The organism is Deltaproteobacteria bacterium (genome assembly GCA_016930875.1).
Taxonomy (GTDB): domain Bacteria; phylum Desulfobacterota; class Desulfobacteria; order Desulfobacterales.
In genome coordinates, this window is record JAFGFW010000091.1 from 1 (window position 1) to 3,020 (window position 3,020).

Below are 3,020 nucleotides of genomic sequence, written 5' to 3' on the forward strand. Positions count from 1 at the left end.
CGGAAACGCCACGACTCCTAGCTTTGAAGTTATGGCACAAGGAAACGGCTGAATCGATTATTGCACTTTTATCACCAGATTGAAATAGAGGGAAAAGGGGGACGTTCTTTACTTTTAAAGTTTTCTGTCGACGGAAAACTTTGGGGGAGATCTTGGGGATGCCCTTTAGTTCTAGATTCCTGAGAAGTAACTAGTCCTTGACTACTCGAATATGCTATGGGAGAGCATGTTTAAAAAAACGAACCCCAACAAAATCTATTGGGTGGCAAAGCGGGAGGCCCTTAAGTAAACAACTCATGAAAGGGCGATGCGAAGCGGAAGATGCTGATTGGGAGGGATGCTATGGCCAGACCACAAGTGTACGTGACACGAATGATCCCTAAGGCCGGTATCGACCTCCTGAGGCAAACCTGCGATGTGGAGGTTAATCTTGAAGACCGGCCGTTGAGTCGTGCTGAGCTCCTTGAAAATGTCCGTGGCCGGGAAGGGGTTATCGGCCTTCTTACGGATAGGATTGATGCCGGTTTTTTCGATGCTGCAAAAGGAATCAAGGGGTATGCGAATTATGCCGTGGGATTTGACAATATCGATATCCAGGAAGCGACGAAGCGGAAAGTGCCCGTGTCCAACACGCCGGATGTCCTCACGAACGCCACGGCTGAAATGGCCTGGGCGCTTCTTTTTGCCGTTGCTCGCCGTGTAATGGAATCCGATCGGATGATGCGCTCTGGCGCATGGAAGGGCTGGGGACCCCTGCAATTTATAGGCGGGGATGTGACAGGCAAGACTCTCGGAATCCTGGGCCCCGGACGGATAGGTACCGCAATGGCCCTAATGTCTAAAGGTTTCAGAATGAAGGTTCTGTATACCGATTCCTCCCCGGAAAAGACCAACCCAGTTTTGGATAAGGAGCTTGGCGCCAGAAAGGTTGACTTTGATCAGCTTCTCGAACAATCGGACTTCATCAGCATTCATGTTCCGCTTTTACCCCAGACCCGCCATCTGTTCAATGCCACCGCATTCAAAAAGATGAGGAAAACAGCCTATCTCATCAATACAGCCAGAGGCCCGGTAATCAACGAAGCCGATCTGGTCCAGGTGCTCAAGAAAAGGGAAATCGCTGGGGCCGCCCTTGACGTGTACGAATTCGAACCCAAGGTGGCCGAGGGGCTTGTTGGTTTGGACAACGTTGTGACGACAGCACATACTGCCTCGGCGACTGTTTCCTCCAGAACCAACATGGCACTGCTGGCAGCACAAAATCTTCTGGCCATGCTGAACGGCGAGCGGCCACCGACTTGTCTCAACCCAGAGATATACGGGTAGCGATGTTGATGAGGCGTTGATCTAAATTCGTCCTCAGGAAAAAATGTTCTTCTGTTCCTAGCTGTGACCCTATCTGTCACCCCCCTCTGACATTATGGGTATTGGATATAGATGAGCCCGACAGAGATCCCCATGCTATCCAAATCCCGATTTGTGGCGGCGCTCCAGTGCCCCCTCCGGTTGTGGCGCCAATGTTACAACCGTGAGCTGGCCTCAGAGGTGTCTCCTGTGCAGCAGGCGATTTTCGACACAGGCCATGAAGTGGGAAGGCTTGCAACCCACCTTTATCCTGGGGGAATTCTCATCAAGGAGGACCACCTCCATCATGAGGAGGCAATGCAAAGCACACTCGCAGCCCTGGAGGATCCGGGTGTTGCGGCCGTCTTTGAGGGAGCCTTTCTTTACGATGGGGTACGGATTCGGGCAGACATCCTGGAAAGGCTCGATGACGGTCAGTGGAACCTTATCGAAGTCAAATCATCCACCTCAGTCAAAGAGGTTTATCTGACGGACGTTGCCATCCAGTGCTATGTACTGAACGGGTCAGGTTTGACCATTGCCGGAGCGGGTATCCTACACTTGAACAACCAGTATGTCTACGACGGGCACCACCTTGAGCTTGAGTCTCTGTTTTCATTTTCTGACCTCACAGTCCAGGCTATTAATCTTCAAGACCAGATTCCCTTAAAGATTGATGAGCTTAGACAAATGCTGTCAGAGACGGACCCGCCTGAAATCCTGCCCTCGCCGCATTGCAGGAATCCCTATAAATGTGAGTTCTGGGAGCATTGTACCAGAAAAAAACCCGGATTCTGGGTTATGGAGCTTCCCGGGATGACCCAAGAGAAATTTGATGAGCTGGCAGCGCTTGGCATTGAAGACATCCGGGAAATCCCAAACTCGTTTCCTCTGACGAAAAGCCAACAGCGTATTAAGGACTGCCTGCAAAGCGGGAGAGATCACATTTCCCCAGAGCTTACGGATGAATTACTGGATGTCGAATATCCCATTCACTTTCTGGATTTTGAAACGGTCAGCCCCGCTGTTCCCCGCTATACCGGGACCCGGCCCTATCAGACCATACCCTTTCAATGGTCAGACCACGTGCTTTCAAGGGACGGGACCATCGAGCACCGGGAATACCTTTGCAACGAAGACAATGATCCCCGAGAAGAATTTTCCAGTACCCTTCTCGAGGTTCTTGGCAGCGGAGGAACCATCTTTGTTTACACCACTTATGAGACAAGGATTCTTCGTGAACTGGCTGAATCTCTACCGCAGTATAGCGACCAACTAGGGGCAACCTTGGACCGTTTCAAGGATTTGCATGCACTCATAAAGACGTATGTCTATCATCCAGAATTTCATGGCTCGTTTTCCCTTAAATCCGTGCTTCCGGCACTCGTCCCATCCATGGGGTATGATGACCTTGCCATTCAGGAAGGCAGCCTGGCTTCCCTTGAATTCCTGCGTATGCTTGCCCCTGAAACACCTGAAGAGGAGAGAAAAAACATAAGAGAAAGCTTACTGGAATACTGCGGTAACGACACCATGGGTATGGTCAAGATCCGGGAGGAGCTGCTCAAAAGAGCAGGATGAGACCCCAGCTTGGTAGATTCAAATTCAAAGTGCACCACTAAGTTTATAGAGGACATGACAGGCAATCTGGTAATGTGAGGAAGAGCAACCAACCC

Annotated in this window: 2 protein-coding genes; both read left to right on the forward strand. The window is 50.8% G+C overall.

The window, feature by feature from the left end; genetic code table 11:
- The first annotated feature begins 342 nt into the window (after positions 1-342).
- The gene (locus JW883_08640) at positions 343-1,326 is read left to right on the forward strand and encodes a D-glycerate dehydrogenase (protein ID MBN1842330.1); all 984 of its coding nucleotides are present in this window, start codon (positions 343-345) and stop codon (positions 1,324-1,326) included.
- Between the two features lie 111 nt (positions 1,327-1,437).
- Positions 1,438-2,925, forward strand: coding sequence for a DUF2779 domain-containing protein (locus JW883_08645; GenBank protein MBN1842331.1), 1,488 nt, complete (start codon positions 1,438-1,440; stop codon positions 2,923-2,925).
- Positions 2,926-3,020 lie beyond the last annotated feature (95 nt).

Excerpts from the sequence above, each read along its gene's own strand:
- JW883_08640 (MBN1842330.1), top strand. The coding sequence starts at position 343 with ATGGCCAGACCACAAGTGTACGTGACACGAATGATCCCTAAGGCCGGT.
- JW883_08645 (MBN1842331.1), top strand. The coding sequence starts at position 1,438 with ATGAGCCCGACAGAGATCCCCATGCTATCCAAATCCCGATTTGTGGCG.